The sequence below is a fragment of the Hymenobacter sp. DG25B genome, from assembly GCF_000801315.1.
GTDB lineage: Bacteria > Bacteroidota > Bacteroidia > Cytophagales > Hymenobacteraceae > Hymenobacter.
In genome coordinates this window covers 3631593-3653411 of the sequence record NZ_CP010054.1, presented here as the reverse complement: position 1 = coordinate 3653411, position 21819 = coordinate 3631593, and the positions used below count along the sequence as shown (strand labels likewise).

Annotated in this window: 21 protein-coding genes and 4 tRNA genes; 21 read left to right on the top strand and 4 right to left on the bottom strand. The window is 54.7% G+C overall.

The genetic code is table 11. The features are described 5' to 3' along the window. Nucleotides 1–40 precede the first annotated feature (40 nt). The gene (gene ahcY, locus PK28_RS15775; RefSeq protein WP_044515548.1) at nt 41–1351 is read left to right on the top strand and encodes an adenosylhomocysteinase; all 1311 of its coding nucleotides are present in this window, start codon (nt 41–43) and stop codon (nt 1349–1351) included. 63 nt (nt 1352–1414) lie between these two features. On the opposite strand, the gene PK28_RS15770 is transcribed toward ahcY, so the two are convergent. Next, nucleotides 1415–1975 carry a hypothetical protein gene (locus PK28_RS15770; protein ID WP_044515546.1) on the bottom strand — a complete coding sequence of 187 codons (561 nt, stop codon included), beginning with the start codon at nt 1973–1975 and terminating at the stop codon, nt 1415–1417. A 117-nt stretch (nt 1976–2092) separates the two neighbouring features. Between PK28_RS15770 and PK28_RS15765 the strand changes: the two genes are divergently transcribed. The 7 genes from PK28_RS15765 to nadD all read left to right on the top strand — a co-directional run bounded on the left by PK28_RS15765 (nt 2093) and on the right by nadD (nt 7429). Continuing rightward, nucleotides 2093–2863, top strand: coding sequence for a glycosyltransferase family 2 protein (locus PK28_RS15765; protein WP_044515540.1), 771 nt, complete (start codon nt 2093–2095; stop codon nt 2861–2863). After that, the gene (locus tag PK28_RS15760) at nt 2860–3900 is read left to right on the top strand and encodes a glycosyltransferase family 9 protein (protein ID WP_044515539.1); all 1041 of its coding nucleotides are present in this window, start codon (nt 2860–2862) and stop codon (nt 3898–3900) included. The genes PK28_RS15765 and PK28_RS15760 overlap by 4 nt, the downstream gene beginning before the upstream one ends. 28 nt (nt 3901–3928) lie before the next feature. After that, entirely contained in the window at nt 3929–5227 is a 1299-nt protein-coding gene (locus tag PK28_RS15755) for an O-antigen ligase family protein (RefSeq protein ID WP_044515537.1), read from the top strand. Between the two features lie 64 nt (nt 5228–5291). Beyond that, a complete protein-coding gene (locus PK28_RS15750; RefSeq protein WP_044515535.1) occupies nt 5292–5945 on the top strand; it encodes a sigma-70 family RNA polymerase sigma factor in 654 nt (217 codons plus the stop codon). Nucleotides 5946–5963: 18 nt separating this feature from the next. Then, a complete protein-coding gene (locus tag PK28_RS15745) occupies nt 5964–6254 on the top strand; it encodes a hypothetical protein (protein ID WP_044515533.1) in 291 nt (96 codons plus the stop codon). A gap of 9 nt (nt 6255–6263) precedes the next feature. Next, on the top strand, nt 6264–6848 hold the full coding sequence (gene gmk / locus PK28_RS15740) for a guanylate kinase (RefSeq protein WP_044515532.1): 585 nt from the start codon (nt 6264–6266) through the stop codon (nt 6846–6848). Then, nucleotides 6845–7429 carry a nicotinate (nicotinamide) nucleotide adenylyltransferase gene (nadD, locus tag PK28_RS15735; protein ID WP_044515531.1) on the top strand — a complete coding sequence of 195 codons (585 nt, stop codon included), beginning with the start codon at nt 6845–6847 and terminating at the stop codon, nt 7427–7429. Before gmk ends, nadD begins: the two co-directional genes overlap by 4 nt. An 83-nt stretch (nt 7430–7512) precedes the next feature. On the opposite strand, the gene frr is transcribed toward nadD, so the two are convergent. The 3 genes from frr to PK28_RS15720 form a co-directional block, all read right to left on the bottom strand. Further along, nucleotides 7513–8076 carry a ribosome recycling factor gene (frr, locus tag PK28_RS15730; protein ID WP_044515529.1) on the bottom strand — a complete coding sequence of 188 codons (564 nt, stop codon included), beginning with the start codon at nt 8074–8076 and terminating at the stop codon, nt 7513–7515. A gap of 108 nt (nt 8077–8184) precedes the next feature. Further along, nucleotides 8185–8982, bottom strand: a complete 798-nt coding sequence (pyrH, locus tag PK28_RS15725) for a UMP kinase (RefSeq protein WP_044515527.1) — start codon at nt 8980–8982, stop codon at nt 8185–8187. 62 nt (nt 8983–9044) lie between these two features. Next, on the bottom strand, nt 9045–9545 hold the full coding sequence (locus PK28_RS15720) for an acyl-CoA carboxylase biotin carboxyl carrier protein subunit (protein WP_044515524.1): 501 nt from the start codon (nt 9543–9545) through the stop codon (nt 9045–9047). A gap of 96 nt (nt 9546–9641) precedes the next feature. On the opposite strand from PK28_RS15720, the gene PK28_RS15715 reads away from it, so the two are divergent. The 13 genes from PK28_RS15715 (at nt 9642) to rpoB (ending at nt 21636) form a co-directional block, all read left to right on the top strand. Further along, nucleotides 9642–12233 (top strand): M1 family aminopeptidase, encoded by a 2592-nt coding sequence (locus PK28_RS15715; protein ID WP_044515520.1) that lies wholly within the window; start codon nt 9642–9644, stop codon nt 12231–12233. A gap of 254 nt (nt 12234–12487) precedes the next feature. Then, a tRNA-Tyr gene (locus PK28_RS15710) sits at nt 12488–12570 on the top strand. A gap of 76 nt (nt 12571–12646) precedes the next feature. Then, nucleotides 12647–12719: transfer RNA gene (locus PK28_RS15705), tRNA-Gly, on the top strand. An 82-nt stretch (nt 12720–12801) separates the two neighbouring features. Next, a tRNA-Thr gene (locus PK28_RS15700) sits at nt 12802–12873 on the top strand. A 164-nt stretch (nt 12874–13037) separates the two neighbouring features. Further along, entirely contained in the window at nt 13038–14228 is a 1191-nt protein-coding gene (gene tuf / locus PK28_RS15695; protein ID WP_044515515.1) for an elongation factor Tu, read from the top strand. Nucleotides 14229–14344: 116 nt separating this feature from the next. Beyond that, a tRNA-Trp gene (locus PK28_RS15690) sits at nt 14345–14418 on the top strand. A gap of 50 nt (nt 14419–14468) precedes the next feature. Continuing rightward, entirely contained in the window at nt 14469–14663 is a 195-nt protein-coding gene (secE, locus tag PK28_RS15685) for a preprotein translocase subunit SecE (RefSeq protein WP_044515509.1), read from the top strand. Between the two features lie 12 nt (nt 14664–14675). After that, on the top strand, nt 14676–15242 hold the full coding sequence (nusG, locus tag PK28_RS15680; RefSeq protein ID WP_044515507.1) for a transcription termination/antitermination protein NusG: 567 nt from the start codon (nt 14676–14678) through the stop codon (nt 15240–15242). 117 nt (nt 15243–15359) lie between these two features. After that, entirely contained in the window at nt 15360–15803 is a 444-nt protein-coding gene (rplK, locus tag PK28_RS15675; RefSeq protein WP_044515505.1) for a 50S ribosomal protein L11, read from the top strand. Nucleotides 15804–15823: 20 nt separating this feature from the next. After that, nucleotides 15824–16519, top strand: a complete 696-nt coding sequence (gene rplA / locus PK28_RS15670; protein ID WP_044515503.1) for a 50S ribosomal protein L1 — start codon at nt 15824–15826, stop codon at nt 16517–16519. Nucleotides 16520–16539: 20 nt separating this feature from the next. Continuing rightward, nucleotides 16540–17094, top strand: coding sequence for a 50S ribosomal protein L10 (gene rplJ, locus PK28_RS15665; RefSeq protein ID WP_044515497.1), 555 nt, complete (start codon nt 16540–16542; stop codon nt 17092–17094). A gap of 64 nt (nt 17095–17158) precedes the next feature. Next, nucleotides 17159–17536, top strand: coding sequence for a 50S ribosomal protein L7/L12 (rplL, locus tag PK28_RS15660; protein ID WP_044515496.1), 378 nt, complete (start codon nt 17159–17161; stop codon nt 17534–17536). 224 nt (nt 17537–17760) lie between these two features. Next, complete coding sequence (gene rpoB / locus PK28_RS15655; protein WP_071885178.1) at nt 17761–21636, top strand: DNA-directed RNA polymerase subunit beta; 3876 nt, start codon at nt 17761–17763, stop codon at nt 21634–21636. The last annotated feature ends 183 nt before the right edge of the window (nt 21637–21819 follow it).

Below are 21819 nucleotides of genomic sequence, written 5' to 3'. Positions count from 1 at the left end.
TGGCTACCTTTGCGGTTGATTCGCAAACATTTTCTGCATCATGGTTGAGACGACTTACGTTCCCTACAAAGTAAAAGACATGTCGCTGGCCGAGTGGGGCCGCAAAGAAATCCGTTTGGCGGAGGCTGAAATGCCCGGTCTGATGGCCCTGCGCGAGGAGTATGGCGCCAGCCAGCCGCTGAAAGGTGCCCGCATTGCCGGCTGCCTGCACATGACCATCCAAACGGCTGTGCTCATTGAAACGCTGATTGCACTGGGCGCCGACGTAACCTGGTCTTCCTGCAACATCTTCTCTACCCAGGACCATGCCGCCGCTGCCATTGCCGCCGCTGGCATTCCGGTATATGCTTGGAAAGGCATGAATGAGGAAGAGTTTAACTGGTGCATTGAGCAGACCCTGTGGTTTGGCGAAGAGCGCCAGCCCCTGAACATGATTCTGGACGATGGCGGCGACCTGACCAACATGGTGCTGAACCAGTTCCCCGAGCTGGCCGCCGGCATCAAAGGTTTGTCGGAAGAAACCACCACGGGCGTGCTGCGCCTGCTGGACCGTGTGAAGGCCGGCACCCTGCCCATGCCCGCCATCAACGTAAACGACTCGGTTACCAAGTCGAAGTTCGACAACAAATACGGCTGCAAAGAGTCTGCCGTAGACGCTATCCGCCGCGCTACCGATGTAATGATGGCCGGTAAAGTAGCCGTAGTAGCCGGATACGGCGACGTAGGAAAAGGTACCGCCGCTTCGTTGCGTGGTGCCGGTGCCCGCGTTATCGTAACGGAAATTGACCCCATCTGCGCCCTGCAGGCCGCTATGGACGGTTACGCCGTGAAGAAAATGGCCGAGGCTATTCCCCAGGCGGATATCGTGGTTACCGCTACCGGCAACTGCGACATCATCACCGAGGAGCACTTCCGCGCCCTGAAGGACAAAGCCATTGTCTGCAACATCGGCCACTTCGATGATGAGATTGATATGGCCTGGCTGAACGGCAACTACGGTCACACCAAAGACACCGTGAAGCCTCAGGTTGACCTCTACACCATCGACGGCAAAGAGGTAATCATTCTGGCGGAAGGTCGCCTCGTGAACCTGGGCTGTGCCACCGGCCACCCTTCGTTCGTGATGTCCAACTCCTTCACCAACCAGACGCTGGCCCAGCTGGAGCTGTGGACCAACACGGCTGCCTACGAAAACAAAGTATACACCCTGCCCAAGCACCTCGATGAGAAGGTAGCCCGCCTGCACCTCGCCAAAATTGGCGTGGAGCTGGAAGAGTTGAAGCCCAAGCAGGCCGCTTATATCGGCGTAGACGTACAAGGCCCGTTCAAGTCGGATCTGTACCGCTACTAGGCCGTTAGGTCAAATTAAACCACAATAAAAACGCCCAACTCACGCTTTGTGAGTTGGGCGTTTTTATTGTGGTTTGTCTGCGGTGGCGTTTGTTACCCCAAAACGAGTGACAATGACATTTTCAGGGTCAATGGAAGCGTATCGTAGCTGCAGGAGTTGATGATAATGAGTGCTGGAGTTAGTCCGTACTCGCTGTTTGTATAATTGACCTTGGTGTTGATACTCATAAATGGCATATCTCACGGAGCCTCCTTTGCGGTGTTCCATCTCGAAACCGGTTACATGCCCGTAGCCAGTTATGCCGTAGTGAGCTAATTGTTGTGCCAAACGCTTCTTGTGGAAGTCGTCTACAGCGCCGCAGAATAGTAAGAATAACCCGAAATAAACTAAAGTGGACAAGGCTTTGAGCAGATTGGAGCGCCACAAAGTGTCTATCCACAGCATGTAGAGCAAGACAATAGATAAAGTCGCGAAAAGCCACAGGGTGCTAGTAGAAATGATGCCAAAACGGTGTCCATGAAAAATATACCAGTAAGTTTCAGCCGCTAATATATTTCCAGCAACTACCGTGATAGTAATCTTTAGCCTTTGAGGTACTTGGAGGCTGGACTTAGATTTGGACATAGAGTAGGTGGCAAGGCAGGTGGTGCCACTTAGGGTAGTATGGCAAAGATAGATACCATGCTGATCGGGAACATACGACAGCGGTAAGCGAACCAAACTTCCGATATTTGCTCGCCTATGCCTGCTGTCCCGCTTTCCGTCGTTATCATTACCTACAATGAAGAACGCAACATTGCCCGCTGCCTCGAAGCGCTGGGTGATGTAGCCGACGAGGTAATCGTGGTCGACAGCTTCTCCACCGACCGCACGGTGGACATCAGTCGGCAGCACGGCGCCCGCGTTATCCAGCACGCCTTTGAAGGCTATGTGCAACAAAAGAACTTCGCTACCGCCCAGGCTCAATATGACCACGTATTGCAGCTGGATGCCGACGAAGTCCTGACGGATGAGCTGCGCCAAAGCATTAGGCAAGCCAAAGAAAACTGGCAAGGCGCCGGCTATACGCTGGCCCGCCTCACCAACTACTGCGGCAGCTGGGTGCGCCACGGCGGCTGGTACCCCGACCGCAAGCTGCGCCTCTACGACCGGCGCCTGGGCCAATGGGAAGGCATGCTCCTGCACGAGCGGTACGAAACCCAGCCCGGCCAGCTGGTAGGAGCTCTGAACGGTGACCTGCTGCACTACTCTTACGATTCCGTAGAGCAGCACGTAGCCCAACTCAACCGCTTCACCAGCATTGCCGCCGAGGAGCTGTGGCTGCGCGGCAAGCGCCGCGTTACGCTGTTTCACCTGCTGCTGAAACCCATCTGGAAGTTCGTGCACGGCTACTTTCTGCGGCTGGGCATGCTGGATGGTTTTGCCGGCCTCAGCATAGCCACCATTTCTGCCTGGGGTGTTTTCCTCAAGTTTGCCAAGCTGCGTACCCGGCGGCCCACCACTACTGTATGAAGACTTTCCTGGTCAGCCGTACCGATGCTATTGGCGATGTGGTGCTCACGCTTCCCGTATGTGGGCAGCTTAAGAAGCTGTTCCCGGGCTGCCGCGTGGTGCTGCTGGGCCGCACTTACACCCAGGCCATTGCCGCTGCCTGTCCCTGGATAGATGATTTTATAAACGTGGATGAACTGCGCAAGCTCACCCAGCCGGCGCAGGTGCAGGCATTGCAGCAACAGCAGGCCGATGTCTTGCTGCACATCTTCCCCGATAAACACCTAGCTTCCTTAGGCCGGCAGGCCCGCATACCCATGCGCATTGGCACGCGTAACCGGTGGTTTCACTGGCTTACCTGTACCCACCGGGTAGTCCTGAGCCGCCGCCATTCGCCCTTACATGAAGCGCAGCTGAATCTGGAGCTGCTGCGGCCCCTGGGCTATACTGGGCTTATGCCGCTGGCCGCCGTGGGTGAGCTGGTGCGGCTGGCACCTATCGAGCCGCTGGCGCATCAATGGCAGCACCTGCTGGCCCAGCGCCAGGCCGGGCAGCTCAACGTTATTCTGCATCCGCGTAGCCGGGGTAGTGCCCGGGAATGGGGGTTGGTAAACTTCGGGACGTTAGTGCGCATGCTGGACCAGGCCGGGCACCGCGTGTTCATCACCGGCACCGCGGCCGAAGGGGAGGAGCTACGCCCCTGGCTGACGGAGCACGCCCCTTTCCTGGCGGGTGATATGACCGGGCAGCTAACCTTGCCCCAACTACTGGCTTTCATTGGCACTGCTGATGGCTTGGTGGCCAATAGTACCGGGCCGTTGCATATGGCGGCGGCGCTGGGTAGGCAGGCCCTGGGGCTGTATCCACCTATCCGCCCTATGCATCCCGGCCGCTGGGCACCGCTGGGCCCGCATGCAGAATACTTGGTGTTTAACAAGCCTGATTGCCAGGAGTGCCGGCAGGCGCCGGCCGCGTGCTCTTGCCTGGCCGCTATTGAGCCTGTTGAGGTGCTGAACCGGATAGCTGCCTGGAATTCTTTGCCGCCTGCTGGTTTCTGACAGGCCCTCTGCGTTCTTTGCGGCTCCCATGGCTTTTTTACCTCTCCCTTCCTTTCGGCAGCTTTACCAGAGTGGGCGCCTGTCGCAGTACCTGTTGCTGCTGGCGTGCGTGGCCGGCGTGGTAGGTCTGCTGATGGCCCGGGCCCTGATTGCATTGAGCCCCGTGGTAGGTGTACTAGCCGTTGCGGCGCAGCCCAACCTGCGCCGACAGCTGGCCGGGTGGTGGAGTTTGCGCACCGCCTGGTTCCCGGCATTGCTGTATCTGTTCCTGGTGATAAGCGGCCTGTATACCGCGGAGTGGGCGGTATACAGGCACGAGCTTTTCCGCCAGTTGCCGCTTCTGGGTGTACCGTTGGTTTTTGCCGTAGCAGTTCCGCTCACCGCGCGCCAACGCCTGGGGGTGGGCAGCCTGTTTGTGCTGGGCGTAGCCGGGCTGGGGTTAGCTACGCTGGCCGAATATCTCATGAACGCCGCCCAGGCTAACAACGCCTTTGGCTCGGGGCAGAATATGCCGTCTGTTACGGGGGTATTTCACATCCACTTCAGCATTATGCTGGCCCTGGCGGTATATATCGGTATGTTACTGGCCCGCGAGAAGATAGTTGGTACTGCCTTGCGCTGGTTGTTGCGGGCAGCCAGCATCACCGCTTTGGTTGTGTTGCATGTGCTGGCGTATCGCACGGGCCTGCTGGTGTTCTATGCTACGTTGTTGCTGGATGTGGTTCTGGTAGTAGTTATGCGGCGCCAGTGGCGACTGGGCTTGGTATTGGCTGCCTTACTGGTGCTGCTGCCCTGGGGCGCCCTGCACACGCTGGTATCAGTGCAGCAGCGGTTGGAAGCCACGCACTTTGATCTGGAGCAGTTTTCTCTGGGGCACGATATCAATAACTACTCCCTTTCCAAGCGCCTGGCGGCCTGGCACACGGCCAATGTCATATTTCAGACGCATCCTGTGCTGGGCGTGGCCCCGGCTGATGTGCGGGCCGCTATGATGCAGCAATACGCCTGGCAGAGCTTTGGTCTCACCCCGGCCAACTGGGTAATGGTGCATAATCAATACCTGCACTATTTAGTAGGTGGCGGGCTGGTGCAGCTGGGCTTGTGGCTGTTGGTTTTGCTGGGCCCTTTGGCACAACCAGCCCAGCGCCGAAACCCGTATGTGATACACTGTATCTGGCTGCTAGCCATTGCTATGTTGACGGATTCGCTGCTGGAATTACAAATTGGATTTAATCTATTCGTCTTTCTATATGGTTTTCTCGTAGTGTCCACCGAACGACAAACTGCGGCCCGGGTGTGCAACACCCCTGGGAGTGGTACGGTATAATAGCTACATTTAAGCCACAGGCTGACCCACCAGGCAGCCCTGGCATCCGTAATTTTCTGCGCCCATGAGCGATTCTCCCGAACGGGTTTCTAAGCTGAGTAAGGAAGAGAAAGACCGCCGCTTTCAAGCGGAATTAATGCCGGTTATCGATTCCCTGTACAATTTTGCCTACCGCCTGACCCTGGATGAGGACGATGCCAACGACCTCGTGCAGGAGACTTATTTGAAGGCATATAGGTTTTTTGAATATTTTGAGCCGGGAACCAACGCCAAAGCGTGGCTGTTCCGCATCTTGAAAAACTCATTCATTAACGACTTCCGAAAGAAAAGTAAACAACCCGCCAAGGTCGACTACAGCGAAATTGAAGGGTACTACAATTCGGAGGACGTGGAGGCTGAGGGTGACGCAGGAAGTACCTCGTCCGATATGCGGCAGCAAGCCGTGCGCGACCTCATCGGCGACGAAGTGGCTCGGGCATTAAACTCGCTGCCGGTGGATTTTCGCACCGTCATTATCCTCTGTGACCTGGAAGGGTTTACGTATGAGGAAATGGCTAAAGTGCTGGATATCCCAATTGGTACGGTTCGTTCCCGCCTGCACCGGGCCCGGAACTTTCTGAAGGATAAGCTTGAGAAATACGCCAAATCCATGGGCTACGGCACCGATGATGAGGCCGACGATAACGATACCACCGATTCAGACGCAGACCACGACTAACACTCCAGCCGCACTAGTATGGAAACTACATCTACAAAAACCAACCAACCGGCTGCCGCTGCTCCTGAGACCGGCGCCGACTGTGAGCGTGTGAATACAATTCTCGACCAAATTATCGAAGGCCAGGCCCCCAGCATGGAAGACGAAGAATACTTTGTCAACCACGCCGAAGACTGCTCGCCCTGCTTCGATACCATTGATAAACAGCGCATTTTCGTCGACTTCCTGTCCCAGCATGTAGGTCGTAAAGGCGCCCCTGCGGTACTGTCGCAAACAATTCTTCAGCGCTTGCAAGCAGAAATGGCCTAATTTTGCCCGATGCAGGGTAAAATCATCGCCTTTTCGGCGCCTTCCGGCGCCGGCAAGACCACTATTGTGCACCGGATGCTGGAGCGTGTTCCGGAGCTAAGCTTCTCGATTTCAGCGTGTACGCGCGACCGTCGCGGCCGCAGCGAAGCCAACGGGAAAGACTACTACTTTATTTCCGTACAGGAGTTCCAGGAGAAAATCCGACAGGACGCCTTCGTGGAATGGGAAGAAGTGTACGAAGGTGCCTTCTACGGCACACTGAAGTCCGAGATTGAACGCATCTGGGAAAGCGGCAAGCACGCCGTGCTGGATGTGGACGTAAAAGGCGGCCTCAGCATCAAGGAATTCTACAAAGACCGGGCCCTGGCTATCTTTGTCAAACCGCCTTCCCTGGAAATTCTGGAGCACCGCCTCCGGGCCCGCGCCACCGATTCGGCCGCCAGCATCTCTTCCCGCCTCTATAAAGCCAACTTCGAACTCACCTTCGAAGACCGGTTTGATGTAGTGGTGGTGAATGATGATCTGGACGAGGCCACAGCGCACGCTGAAAAGCTGGTGCGCGACTTCATTACCGCTGAACCTGCCATTCTGTGAGTACCCCTAAAGTGGGGTTGCTCTTTGGCTCGTTCAATCCCTTGCATACCGGCCACCTTATTCTGGCCCACTTCATGGCCACGCATACCGATCTGGATGCGGTGTGGCTGGTGGTGTCGCCGCAAAGCCCTTTCAAAGTAGGGCAGGACCTGCTGCCGGAGAAGGTTCGCTTTGAGCTGGTGCAGGCCGCCATTGCCGACAATGCCCGCCTGAAGGCCCTGGACATTGAGTTTGGCATGGACCTGCCGAACTACACCATTGTTACGCTGGATGCCTTGCACCGGCAGTACCCAGACCACCGCTTTGTGCTGCTCATGGGCGAGGATAACCTCCCCGGTCTGCCGCGCTGGAAAGACGCCGCCCGTATTCTGGCCGAGCACGAAGTGTATGTGTACCCGCGGCCCGGGGTAGCGGCCTCCGAGGTCAGCACGCATCCGGGTGTACGCGTGGTGGATGCTCCCCTGCTGGATATTTCCGCTACGTTTATCCGGGACTGTGTCCGGGCCGGCAAATCTATCCGTTACCTGGTGCCGGCGGCGGTGGAAAAGCGCATTGAGGCGGAAGGCTATTGGCGCTCCTAGGCTAGCTTCAGATAAGTCAGACAACATAAAAAAAGCCCCGGTGAAACAGCTTCACCGGGGCTTTTTTTATGGCTTAAAAGCGCTTAAATCGTCATGATTTCGGCTTCCTTCTTGCTTACCAGGTCATCCACCTTCACAATGTAGGTATCGGTGAACTTCTGCACTTTGGCTTCCGCGTCTTTAATGGAGTCTTCGGAAGCGCCATCTTTCAGCAGCTTGCGCAGGGCTTCGTTCACATCCTTCCGGATGGCCCGAATGCGTACTTTGCCGCTTTCTGATTCATTTTTCACCTGCTTTACCAGCTCACGGCGGCGCTCCTCCGTCATGGCCGGGATGTTCAGGCGTACACCTTCTGCATCCGACTGCGGGTTCAGGCCTAGGTCACTATTCTTGATGGCCTTCGCAATTTCGCCTACCATGTTCTTCTCCCAGGGCTTAATGAAAAGCGTGCGGGCATCGGGGGTAGCAATGTTAGCCACTTGACTCAGTGGGGTAGGGGTTCCGTAGTAATCTACGCGCAGGCCATCAAGCATAGCGGGGCTGGCTTTGCCGGCCCGAATGCGGCCCAACTCAACGCCCGTGTGCTGAAGGGCTTTGCCCATCGATTCATCCGCGTCGCTCAGGTAAAACTGGATTTCTTCGTCCATTTGTTAAGGTGAATTAGAAATTGAGAATTAAAAACCAGGAAGGAAATGCCGGGTTGGCCCAGCCGCAGTACGTACTGGCCGGTACTGCTTCCTTAATTTTTAATTGATTCAGGCTTGCTCTGTGGTAGTGGTGGAGGTTTCTACGGCCGGCTGCAGGCCGCTGTGCTTGCCAGCGGGTTCAGTTTCCGGTTTGGTCCCGTTCATGGTTACCAGCGTACCTACGGTTTCGCCATCAATCAGGCGCTGCAGGTTGCCGGCTTTGTTCATATCGAACACAATAATGGGCAGGTTATTCTCTTTGCACAAGGTAAAGGCCGTCATGTCCATCACATTCAGGTTCTTTTCCATTACCTCATCAAAGGTAATCTGCGGATAGCGGGTAGCCGTAGGGTCTTTCTCCGGGTCGGCGGTATAAATACCGTCTACGCGGGTGCCCTTCAGCACAACGTCGGCCTCAATCTCAATGGCCCGCAGGGAAGCAGCCGAGTCGGTAGTGAAGTAAGGGGAGCCAATGCCAGCCCCAAAGATGACCACGCGGCCTTTCTCCAGATGGCGCAGCGCGCGGCGCCGGATGTAAGGCTCGCACACCCGCTGAATGGTAACGCCGGAAAGCAGACGGGTATTCACGTTTAGCTTTTCCAGGGCGCTCTGCAACGCCATAGAGTTGATAACGGTGGCCAGCATGCCCATATAGTCACCCTGTACCCGGTCCAGCCCAAAGGCTTCGGCCTGCACACCCCGGAAGATGTTGCCGCCGCCAATCACCACGGCTATCTGGGTGCCGGTTTCAGCGGCCGTCTTTATTTCCTGAGCATATTGCATCAGGCGCTCGGCATCAATGCCATACTGTTGAGCGCCCATGAGTGCCTCGCCACTGAGCTTGAGCAGAATTCGTTTGTACTTCAAAACGCGAAAATTTAGCGTGAGTGGGATATATCGAAGCGAAAACCTAAAAAAGCCAGGCGCAGTTAGCTAAACTGAATCAGCACCTGCCCTTTGGTCACGTTGTCGCGCAGGGAAACTTTAATGGCGCTTACCACCCCGTCGCCCGGCGACTTCAGAATGTTTTCCATTTTCATGGCTTCCAGCACCAGCAGCGGGTCGCCCTTTTGCACGGTTTGGCCAGGGGCCACGCGGATGTCTACGATCAGGCCGGGCATGGGGGCCTTCAGCTCGTTAATTTTATGGGCGGCTACGTCGCTCATTCCCAGCTTTTCTAGCAACAGGTCAAAGCGGTCCTTGGCGTTGAGGGTGATAATGCGGCCGTCCAACTTGAGCTGAATAGTTTTGGCCGCGTGCTCTACGCTGACAACCTCGGCGGAAAAAGAGCGTCCCTCGTGCAGGATATGGTAACGCCCATTGCCCAGCGGCGCCAGGTCCCAGGTAAACGTTTCACCATTCACGGTAATGGCGTCGGGTTGATATTCAACTTCCCAAACCTGGCTGGATCCGGTGTTTACTTGGAGCATTCTATCAAAGTTACGTTGGGCGGAAAAGGGCTTAAAGATAGGCCAAATCTCAAACTTATTTCGGAAATTGAGCCACAATACCCTATTGCCACTTGCATGAAATACCCGTTTATCGGTGCCCTAAGTTTGGTGCTGGCGTTGCCTCTGTTTGCACCTGCTCAGAGTGTTAAGCCTGATAAAAGCTCGCCGGCGAAGTCTTCCCGCAAGAAGCCCCAAGCTACTACGGATCCTTACGCCTCCGATGCGGCTTCCCCCACCATCGTGGTTCCCTCGTGGCTGCCTAGTACTACGCCAGAGCATGCTGCGGCCACTATTCTGACCGATGTCCTGCATACGCGGCTGGATGTGCGTTTCGATTGGGCCAAGCAACAGCTCATTGGTACGGCCACGCTCTCGGTGCGGCCCCACTTCTATCCGCAAAGCCAGCTGGTGCTGGATGCGAAAGGTTTTGATATCCGCAGTATCCGCCTCATATCGGTGGCTAATGGCAAGGAAAAGGAGAAGGCGCTTACCTATAGCTACGATAAGCGCAAGCTCACTGTTAACCTGGACCGGACCTACAGCCGCTCCGAGGCGTATCAGGTGCGGGTGAACTATGTGGCTAAGCCCAATGAGCTAACCACGGGCGGCAGTGAGGCCATTACCAGTAACAAAGGCCTGTTCTTTATTAACCCGGTAGGCGCTGAGAAGAACAAACCCCGTCAGATCTGGACGCAAGGGGAAACGGAGAACAACTCGGCCTGGTTTCCTACCATCGACAAGCCCAACCAGCGCATGACGCAGGAAATAGCCATGACAGTGGATGCCCAGTATAAAACTCTGTCGAACGGCCTGCTGATTTCCTCCAAGAAGAATTCCGATGGTACCCGTACCGATGTGTGGAAGCAAAGCCTGCCTGCCGCGCCTTACCTTACCATGATGGCCGTAGGCGATTTTGCCGTGGTTAGTGAGTCCTGGCGCGGAAAAGCCGTGGATTATTATGTAGAGCCCAAATTTCAGCAAACGGCGAAGGCGGTGTTCGGTAATACGCCCGAGATGCTGGAGTTCTTCTCCAAGAAGCTGGGCGTGGAATATCCGTGGGAGAAATATGCCCAGGTAGCTGTGCGCGACTATGTGTCGGGGGCTATGGAAAACACCTCCGCCACCATTCACGGCGACGGAATTCAGGCTACGCGGCGGGAGTTGCTGGATAAAAACTCCGATTGGGTTATTGCTCACGAGCTGTTTCACCACTGGTTTGGCAACTATGTCACGTGCGAATCATGGTCTAACCTGCCCCTGAACGAGTCGTTTGCCGATTACTCGGAGTATCTGTGGGCCGAGTATAAGTACGGTGCCGACGCCGCCGCCCTCGTCCAGCAAACTGCTTCCGACTTATACTTTCAGGAAGCGGAAGACAAGCGTGTTCCGCTCATTCGGTATAACTACGCCAACCGGGAGGATATGCTGGACCGCCACTCTTACCAAAAAGGGGGGCGCGTGCTGCACATGCTGCGCAAGTATGTAGGAGATGATGCCTTCTATGCGGCGTTAAACTTATATCTGACGCGCAACAAGCTCTCCGCCGTTGAGATAGATGAGCTACGGCTGGCTTTCGAAGACGTGACCGGCCAAGACCTGCGCTGGTTCTTTAACCAGTGGTTTATGCAGCGCGGCCACCCGGAGCTGCGCGTCACGCATAGCTATAACAACAGCCAGGTTACCCTGCATGTGCAGCAGCAGCAGGATTCCACCTTCACGCCCATCTTCCGGTTGCCGGTCACGGTTACCACCTGGGTAAACAATCAGCCCACCGAGCACAAGCTGACCATTACCAAAGCCGACCAGACGTTTGTTCTGCCGGTTGCGCAGCGCCCCAGTCTGGTAAAGTTTGATGATGAGGCCCAGCTGCTGGCCAAAATAGAAGAGGAGCGAAGCCAGGATGAGCTGCTCTATCAGTTCTACCACGCCCGCAACTACCTGCAGAAATACGAGGCTATTGAGGAGCTCCGCCCCAAAGTAGGTGACTTGGTGGTATCTGGTATGCTCCGTACAGCTCTCAATGATAACTTTTGGGCAGTGCGCACGGCCGCGCTCAGTGCTTTCCGGAAGTACAAAGGTCCGGAGGGTGGGGCTATTCGCAAAGAGATTCAGCATGCCGCCACCACCGATAAACGCAGCGAAGTGCGTGCCGCCGCTATGGCTACCCTGGCTTCCTTCCCCAATGAAGACTTTGGCTCCATCTACGAGGCAGGCCTGAATGACAGCTCCTATGTAGTACTAACGGCCGCCATCAATGCCCTCACCAAAGCACCAACGGCCAAAACGGCTGAACGCATTGCTAAACTCCAGGAAACGCCCAATAACAGCGTTATTAATGCCCTGGGCGGCTATTATGTGCTCAATGGCAAAGTGGATCAGTACGACTGGTACCTGCGCTATGTAGAAACGCTGGGGGACACCGACCTGTATACCTTCCTGCCTAATTTTGGCCTGTTCATGCAGCGCATGCCGCCCATTGAGCGCGAAAAGGGGCTGAAAAAACTGGAAATGCTGGCCAGAAATAACCCTTCTTCCTATGTGCGCCTGGGTGCCTATAAAGGGCTGGTGGCTGTTTCTGAGCGCAGCCCGGAGCTGAAGTCCGTTCTGCAGGACATCCGCGCCAAGGAAAAGGATGAAGGCTTAAAAGGAATGTATAACCTGCTTTAAGGGGTAAGAGTAGCAAAACCCAGCCGGCACTGAGAAAATATTCTGGTGCCGGCTGGGTTTTCAACCTCCTGAGAGGTAAATACCTACTGCGGATAAGGCCCGCTAGAAGGAAAAAATATTAGGTTGATTTCAGGCTAGCGCTTGACTTGCATCAGAAAGCCGTTAATTTTGCAACTCCTTTAGCAACCCACCCACTTCCGGCGAAGGTTATTAACGGAAAGCTTCTCTGCAGTCGGCTGAGAAAAACAACACCCGGGGAGGTTCCAGAGCGGCCAAATGGGACAGACTGTAACTCTGTTAGCGTAAGCTTTCGAAGGTTCGAATCCTTCTCTCCCCACGTAGTTGAGTGAATGGATGGTATAGCGAGAAGCAAGCAATTGCTTGGTAGCGGGCCATCCATTCATTTCTTCTCTGCGGGAGTAGCTCAGTTGGTAGAGCGGCAGCCTTCCAAGCTGCAGGTCGCGGGTTCGAACCTCGTCTCCCGCTCATTGTCAATCACAAATTGATGATGAAGAAAAGCAGTGGACAGCCATTGTGCCTTCTTTGTTGTAAATTTGCCCTTACATAAGCCGTTTTAGCTCAGTGGTAGAGCACTTCCTTGGTAAGGAAGAGGTCATGGGTTCAAATCCCATAAATGGCTCTGAATACGAGTACCACCGGGGCAGCGCGCCTGCACCGTTTGGACCTGCGAGAAAAGTAAAGCGACGTGCAGTCCCCACTAAGCGGAGCTGCGTATCGCTTTCTTGCAGTATAGTCAAGTCGCGTTTTCCCCTCCTTCACAAAATTCCTTTTAATCTCTTTACAATGGCCAAAGAAAATTTTGATCGTTCCAAGCCGCACGTGAACATCGGTACGATCGGGCACGTCGACCACGGCAAAACCACCCTGACCGCTGCTATCACAATGGTACTGGCGAACAAAGGTTTGGCCGCAAAGCGTGACTTCTCGTCAATCGACAACGCTCCCGAAGAAAAAGAGCGTGGTATCACGATTAACACTTCGCACGTAGAATACGCTACCGAAAACCGTCACTACGCTCACGTTGACTGCCCTGGTCACGCTGACTATGTGAAGAACATGGTAACGGGTGCTGCCCAGATGGACGGCGCTATCCTCGTAGTAGCTGCTACCGACGGCCCCATGCCCCAGACGCGTGAGCACATCCTGCTGGCTCGCCAGGTAGGTGTACCTCAGCTGGTGGTATTCATGAACAAAGTAGACATGGTGGATGACCCCGAGCTCCTCGAGCTGGTGGAAATGGAAATCCGTGAGCTGCTGTCGTTCTATGACTTCGACGGTGACAACATCCCCGTTATCCAGGGTTCGGCTCTGGGTGGCCTGAACGGCGACGCTGCTTGGGTTCCCAAAATCGAGGAACTGATGGCTGCCGTTGACAGCTACATTCCAATCCCAGCTCGTCTGACTGACCTGCCCTTCCTGATGCCAGTAGAGGACGTATTCTCTATCACGGGTCGTGGTACGGTAGCAACCGGCCGTATCGAGCGTGGTGTTATCAACTCGGGCGAGCAGGTTGACATCCTCGGCATGGGTGCCAAGCAAGGCCTGAAGTCGACGGTTACGGGTGTGGAAATGTTCCGCAAAATCCTGGACCGTGGCGAAGCTGGTGACAACGTAGGTCTGCTGCTCCGTGGTATTGAAAAGGACGATATCCGTCGTGGTATGGTTATTTGCAAGCCCGGCTCGGTAACTCCCCACAAAAAGTTCAAGGCTGAGGTTTACGTTCTCTCGAAAGAGGAAGGTGGCCGTCACACCCCATTCTTCAACAACTACCGTCCGCAGTTCTACCTGCGCACCACCGACGTAACGGGTATCATTACCCTGCCCGAAGGTGTTGAGATGGTAATGCCCGGCGACAACATCACCATCCAGGTGGAGCTGATCAGCGCCGTAGCTATGGAGAAAGGTCTGCGTTTCGCTATCCGCGAAGGTGGCCGTACGGTAGGTGCCGGTCAGGTGACCGAAATCCTCGACTAGTTTCTGCTAGCATAACACAATCCGCCCTCGATTTTTCGGGGGCGGATTTGTTTTGTGCCATCAGTTCAGTACATTTGCAGTCCCAATCCGGCTTTATAGTCGTTTGAAGCGCTTACACGGGCGTAGTTCAAGGGTAGAATAGAGGTCTCCAAAACCTTTGATGGGAGTTCGAATCTCTCCGCCCGTGCCATTTAGCCAGTTGCTGGCCCAGTTATTATCGCCAAAGCCCGTTTACGGATTATGAGCAAGCTGACAAAGTATTTCCGCGAGACTACCGAAGAGATGCGCTACAAAGTAACGTGGTCGTCTTTCGAAGAGCTGCAGAAGAGTTCCGGTCTGGTACTCATTGGCTCACTCGTATTTGCGGCAGTTGTAGGCTTGATGGACATCATCTTCAAAACGGGTCTGGAGGCATTTTACAACTCGTTCCGTTAAGCACAAGAATCGATGGGTGAGTTGAAATGGTACGTTGTTCGCTCGGTAAGCGGACAAGAGAAAAAGGCCAAGACGTATCTCGAAACCGAGATTGGTCGTCATGGCCTTTCGGATTTGGTGCCGCAGGTATTGATTCCGGTAGAGAAGGTTTTCGAAATGCGCAATGGCAAAAAGCGCGTGCGTGAACGGAATCTGTATCCTGGCTACATTATCATCCACGCTGACCTGACCCACGGCGAAGTAGACCACATTATTACCAGCACGCCTGGTGTAATTGGTTTCCTGAGCGATAAGGAAGGAAAAGCAGCCAACCAGAATACCAAACCTGTGCCGCTGCACATTTCTGAAGTAAACCGCATCCTGGGTGTAGTAGACGAAGCAGAAGAGCAGACGGCCCAGCTGGAAACCCCATTCGTGGTAAACGAACTGGTGAAAGTAGTGGATGGCGCCTTCAGCGGCTTCTCCGGTACGGTTTCTGAAGTGTTTGAAGAGCGGAAGAAGCTCAATGTAATTGTGAAAATCTTCGGCCGTAGCACTCCCATGGAGCTTAGCTACACGCAGGTCGAGAAAGAGTCTTAAAAGTAAATAGTACGTCGTCGGTTGTCCGCTCCGGGCCGGCGGTGCTTCCACCAGGAGCATTACATCATCTGAGGACTGTGTGAGTTACGTCACATCGTCCGAAGCCTTTCAATCCAAATGGCCAAGGAAATTAGAGGTTATCTGAAGCTTCAGATAAAGGGAGGCGCCGCGAACCCCGCGCCGCCGGTTGGACCTGCACTTGGTAGCAAAGGCCTTAACATCATGGAGTTCTGCAAGCAGTTCAATGCTCGCACCCAGGATAAGGCCGGCCAAGTTTGTCCTGTTCTCATTACCATGTACACCGACAAGTCGTTTGACTTTGTGGTGAAGACCCCACCGGCGCCGGTTATGCTGCTGGAAGCTGCTAAGCTCCAGAGCGGTTCAAAAGAGCCAAACCGTAACAAAGTGGGTTCGGTAACGTGGGACCAAGTTCGTCAGATTGCTGAAGTGAAAATGCCCGATTTGAATTCGTTCAAAATCGAATCGGCCATGAAACTGGTAGCTGGCACCGCCCGCAGCATGGGTATCACCATCAAGGGAGATTCTCCTTTCGCTGAATAATCTTAACGGAGAAGAATCAGATGGCAAAAGTTAGCAAAAAGCGCAAGGAAGCCCTTGCCAAGCATGACCTGACCCAGGTGCGCAACCTCATTGAGGCCGCCACTGTTGTTAAGGACATCACTTACACCAAGTTCGACGCTTCGGTTGATATCGACGTTCGTCTGGGTGTTGATCCCCGCAAAGCCGACCAAATGGTACGTGGCGTAGCCACTCTGCCTCATGGTACCGGCAAAACGGTCCGTGTTCTGGCTCTCGTAACTCCGGACAAAGAAGCCGAAGCTACGGCTGCTGGTGCCGACTACGTAGGTCTGGACGACTATATCTCGAAAATCGAGAAAGGCTGGACAGATATTGACGTGATTATCACGATGCCTGCTGTGATGGCCAAAGTTGGTCGTCTGGGCCGGGTACTGGGTCCTCGTGGCCTGATGCCTAACCCCAAGTCGGGTACCGTAACGACCGACGTTGCCAAGGCGGTACAGGAAGTGAAAGCTGGTAAAATCGACTTCAAAGTTGATAAAACCGGCATCATCCACACCAGCATCGGTAAGGTATCGTTCGATTCGCAGAAGCTGGCTGAAAACGCCATCGAAGTAATTCAGACTCTGAACCGTTTGAAGCCTTCGTCGGCAAAAGGCACGTACATCAAGAGCATCACGCTCTCGAGCACGATGTCGCCCGCAGTGCCGGTTGACACGCAAGTAACTTCCGCTTAAGGTATAACCAACACGACGATATGACCCGGGAAGAAAAACAAGCCCTCGTCGACGAGTTGAGCGAGAAGTTTCAATCGCACAACGCGTTCTACATCACCGACGCTTCGTCGATGACCGTGGCGAAAATCAACGAATTCCGTCGCCTGTGCTTCAACCGCGGCATGGAGTTCAAAGTGTATAAGAACACGCTGATCCGCAAGGCTCTCGACACCCTGGGTGGCGATACTTCGGAGATGGATGCTGCGCTGAAAGGCCAGTCGGGTGTTCTGTTCTCGAAAGAGTCGGGCAACGCCCCGGCCAAACTGCTGAAAGACTTCTACAAGTCGCAGAACTACGGTAAAAACGTACTGCCGAAGCCAGCCCTGAAAGGTGCTTACATCGATAGCGACGTGTACGTAGGTGCTGACCAGCTAGAGAGCCTCAGCACTATTAAAGGTAAAAACGAGCTTATCGGTGATATCATCGGTCTGCTGCAGTCGCCTGCCAAAAATGTTATTTCTGCTCTGTCGAGCGGTGGCAACAAACTGGCTGGTATCCTCAAAACGCTTTCCGAAAGAGAAGAGGTTGCAGGCTAACCGCTGCTCATCTTTTTCAAATTCAATTTCCTTCAACAACCCCTTTTTTTAACAATCTACAGAAATGGCAGATTTGAAAGCATTCGCTGAGCAGCTCGTTAGCCTGACGGTGAAAGAAGTAAACGAACTGGCTACTATCCTGAAAGACGAGTATGGCATTGAGCCTGCTGCTGCTGCTCCAGTAATGATGGCTGGCGGCGCTGGCGCTGCTGCTGAAGCTCCTGAGGAGAAGACTTCGTTTGACGTAATCCTGAAAGCCGCTGGCGCTCAGAAACTGGCTGTAGTGAAACTGGTGAAAGACCTGACCGGTCTGGGCCTGAAAGAAGCCAAAGAACTGGTTGACGGTGCTCCTAAGCCCCTGAAAGAAGGTGTTGCTAAGGACGAAGCTGAAGGCCTGAAGAAGCAACTGGAAGAAGCTGGCGCCGAAGTAGAAGTTAAATAACTCTGCGGCCCGCATTTTCTCTCTACAAATAAGGATAGGCCTGGCAACTAAGCCAGGTCTTTTCCTGTTTGTAGGCAACAAACTTTGCTAATGTCCTCATACGCGCCGCTTTGCGGCTTTTTGTGCCTAAACGCACAAGACAGAGGCAGGGTTTTCGATTGCATCCTCTCTGTGTCCATTTCCTAACCCCACATACATTGGCTACACCGAAAGCAAAGGCTGCGCTGGAAAGGCTGCAGGCCGCTGACGAGCGGATCAATTTCGCCAAGATTAAAAAGGTTATTGAGTACCCGGATTTCCTGGACGTGCAGGTTCGCTCGTTTATGGATTTCTTCCAGTTGGAGACGGCTGCTGAGAACCGCACCGATGAAGGGCTGTTCAAGGTATTCGCGGAAAACTTTCCGATTTCGGACTCCCGCGAAAACTTTGTTCTGACGTTCATCGACTACCACGTAGATCCGCCCAAGTATTCGGTGGATGAGTGCATCGACCGCGGCCTGACGTACTCTGTGCCGCTGAAGGCTAAGCTGCGTCTGGTCTGCAATGATACGGACAACGAGGACTTCGAAACCATTGAGCAGGAAGTGTTCCTGGGGAATATCCCCTACATGACCGAGAAAGGCTCATTCGTTATTAACGGCGCCGAGCGGGTTATCGTATCGCAGCTGCACCGTTCGCCGGGCGTGTTCTTTGCCCAAAGCAAGCATACCAACGGCACGAAGCTGTATTCGGCCCGTATTATTCCGTTCAAAGGCTCGTGGATTGAGTTTGCCACGGACGTGAACAATGTGATGTACGCGTACATTGACCGGAAGAAGAAATTCCCGGTTACTACGCTGCTTCGCGCTATCGGCTACGGCACCGACAAAGACATTCTCGACCTGTTCGGGCTGTCGGAAGAGGTGAAAGCCGATAAGAAAACGCTCAAGAAGGCCGTAGGCCGGAAGCTGGCTGCCCGGGTGCTGCGCACCTGGACGGAGGACTTCGTGGACGAGGATACCGGTGAAGTGGTATCTATCGACCGGAACGAAGTGCTGCTGGAGCGCGATTCGCCTATCGAGGAGGACGATATTGACACTATCCTGAATGCCGGAGCCAAATCGGTGATCCTGCACCGCGAGAACGTCAACATTGCCGACTTCGCCATCATTTATAACACGCTGCAGAAAGACAACTCCAACTCGGAGAAAGAAGCTGTAGAGCAGATCTATCGTCAGCTCCGTAACACGGAAGCTCCTGACGAAGAAACTGCGCGTGATATCATCCAGAAGCTGTTCTTCTCGGATAAGCGCTACGACCTCGGGGACGTAGGCCGCTACCGTATCAATAAGAAGCTGGGTATTGACACGAACTGGGAAGCCCGCGTGCTGACCAACGAGGACATTGTTCTCATCGTGAAATACCTGATTGGCTTGATCAACTCGAAGGCCATTGTCGATGACATTGACCACTTGAGCAACCGTCGTGTCCGCACGGTAGGGGAGCAGCTCTACGCTCAGTTTGGCGTAGGTCTGGCCCGTATGGCGCGTACCATCAAGGAGCGCATGAACGTGCGCGATAACGAGGACTTCAAGCCGGTTGACCTGATTAATGCCCGGACGCTGTCTTCGGTAATCAACTCGTTCTTCGGCACCAACCAGTTGTCGCAGTTCATGGACCAGACCAACCCGCTGGCCGAGGTGACGCACAAGCGTCGCGTATCGGCACTGGGGCCGGGAGGTCTGTCGCGTGAGCGGGCTGGTTTCGAAGTACGTGACGTTCACTACACCCACTACGGCCGTCTTTGCACAATTGAAACGCCGGAAGGCCCGAACATCGGTCTGATTTCGTCGCTGTGCGTGCACGCCCGCGTAAACTCCATGGGCTTCATCGAGACGCCTTACCGCACGGTTGAGAGCGGCAAGGTGGATATGACGGAGAACGTGAAGTACCTCACCGCGGAGGAAGAAGATACCCACCACATTGCGCAGGCCAATGCCCGTCTCAATGATGAGGGCCGCTTCATTAATGATTTGGTAAAAGGCCGTTTTGAAGGTGACTTCCCCGTGGTTGAGCCCGGTGAGTACACCTACATGGACGTGGCCCCGAACCAGATTGTATCGGTAGCTGCTTCGCTGATTCCGTTCCTGGAGCACGATGACGCCAACCGGGCCCTGATGGGTTCGAACATGCAACGCCAGGCAGTGCCGCTGCTGAAAGCCGAGGCTCCCATTGTGGGCACCGGTCTGGAAGGCCGCGTGGCAACTGACTCGCGTACGCTGGTTGTAGCGGAAGGTGACGGTTACATCGACTACGTGGATGCGAACCGCATCGTAGTAAAATATGACCTGACGGAAGACGACATCTTGGTAAGCTTCGACGCTGAGAAGATTTCCTACGACCTGATCAAGTTCCGTCGTACCAACCAGGATACCTGCATCAACCTGACGCCGCTCGTGAAGAACGGCGAGCGGGTGGTGAAAGGCCAGGTGCTGTGCGAAGGCTACGGCACGAATAAAGGTGAGCTAGCCCTGGGTCGTAACATGCAGGTGGCGTTCATGCCCTGGCAGGGTTACAACTTCGAGGATGCCATCGTTATTTCGGAGCGGGTTGTCCGCGACGACATCTTCACCTCGATTCACATTGAGGAGTTTGAGCTGGAAGTGCGCGAAACCAAGCGCGGCGAAGAAGAGCTGACCTCGGAAATTCCGAACGTGAGCGAAGAAGCCGTGCGCAACCTCGACGACAACGGTATTATCCGTCTGGGCGCTGAGGTGAAGGAAGGCGACATTCTGATCGGTAAGATTACGCCCAAGGGCGAAACCGACCCGACCCCGGAAGAGAAGCTGCTCCGCGCCATCTTCGGTGACAAAGCCGGTGATGTGAAAGATGCCTCCCTTAAGGCGCCGCCCTCCCTGCAGGGTGTGGTTATCGGTACCAAGCTGTTCTCCCGTCCTAAGAAAGACAAAAACCTCCGGGCCAAGTCGAAGAAGGAAGTAGAAGAGCTGAAGGACTCGTATGCCAAGGAGCTACGCGCGGTGAAAACCGTGATGGTAGAGAAGCTGGTGCAGCTGCTGGAAGGCAAAACTTCCCAGGGCGTGAAGCACAAGTTTGGCGACGAAATCCTGAGCAAGGGTGTGAAATTCGGGAAGAAGAACATCACGGAAGCGTTGTTCCCCGAAAAGAACCCCTACAAGGACGAGAGCAACTACGCCGTGCCCGAAGAGGTGAACATGTTCAAGGACCTGATCCTGGAGAACTGGACCGCCGATGAGCGCGTGAATGGAATGCTGACGGCACTGGTGAAAAACTACGCCAAGCGTCGTAACACCATCACGGCCCGCTTTAAGCGCGACCGGTTCACCCTGGAAGTAGGGGACGAACTGCCCGCCGGTATTGTGCAGCTGGCCAAAGTATACATCGCCAAGAAGCGTAAGCTGAAGGTGGGTGATAAAATGGCTGGTCGTCACGGTAACAAGGGTGTGGTAGCCCGCATCGTGCGCGATGAGGACATGCCTTTCCTGCCCGACGGCACCCCAATGGACATCGTGCTGAACCCGCTGGGTGTACCAAGCCGGATGAACATCGGTCAGATCTACGAAACCGTACTCGGCTGGGCCGGTCTGAAAATGGGCCGCACCTACGCTACCCCGATTTTCGACGGTGCTACCGAGGACGAAGTGGCTAAAGAGCTGACCGAAGCGGGCCTGCCCGATTGGGGCCGTGCTTACCTGCACGATGGTCTGACTGGTCAGCGTTTCGACCAGCCGGTAACCGTGGGTGTTATTTATATGCTGAAGCTGGGTCACCTTGTCGATGACAAGATGCACGCCCGTTCCATCGGCCCGTACTCGCTCATTACCCAGCAGCCGCTGGGTGGTAAGGCACAGTTCGGTGGCCAGCGCTTCGGCGAGATGGAAGTGTGGGCCCTGGAGGCTTTCGGCGCTTCTAACGTTCTCCAGGAAATCCTGACGGTGAAGTCGGATGACGTGGTAGGCCGTGCCAAGGCGTACGAGGCTATTGTAAAAGGCGACGTACTGCCCAAGCCAAATATCCCCGAGTCATTCAACGTACTCATTCATGAGCTGCGTGGTCTGGCCTTGGAAATCACGCTTGACTAATTTTTGAAAAGGGAGCTGCTGGTGTTTCGATGCTGGCAGCTTCCTCTTTCAAGTAATGCGCGGTTCGGGAAACCGAAAACATCCGCTGCCGGCGTCGTTCCGAGATATGGTCAGAACGGCATCAACTTCCGGGAGCAGGTGGCCGCAAAGTGGTTCGTGTTTGCCCAAAGACGAGCTGTTTAT